Consider the following 328-nt stretch of genomic DNA (forward strand, 5'->3'; position numbering starts at 1 on the left):
TATCCGCGGACTTCGAACTTGGAGGAGACCTCTCCGTGGACGGTGGCATCGAGCTTTCCGAGCTTGATGTCGGATCCTTCTTCCTTGAGTTGAGTGGCGGCCTTTGCGTATTCTGGGGCGAGGGATTTGCAGTGTCCGCACCATGGGGCGTAGAACTCAACAAGAACGTTCTTGGTGTTGTCACGGGCGACTTGCTCGAAGTTCTTTCCGACAAGGATCTTGACTGGGTTCTTGTCCCAATCCTCTGGGATATCTTCGGACATAAGGTGTGGCTTGACGGATCCATCAAGGTAGTTTTGGGTGAACTTGGAGATGTTCTCGGTGGTGA

1 protein-coding gene is annotated in these 328 nt (G+C 53.0%); it reads right to left on the reverse strand.

Going from position 1 to position 328, the window contains the following annotated elements:
- A partial coding sequence (locus tag SM753_RS21470) for a thioredoxin domain-containing protein (protein ID WP_369335388.1) occupies positions 1 to 263 on the reverse strand: 263 nt, incomplete at its 3' end.
- Positions 264 to 328 lie beyond the last annotated feature (65 nt).

This window comes from Halostella sp. PRR32, assembly GCF_034808085.1.
In the GTDB taxonomy this organism is placed as follows: domain Archaea; phylum Halobacteriota; class Halobacteria; order Halobacteriales; family Natronoarchaeaceae; genus Halostella; species Halostella pelagica.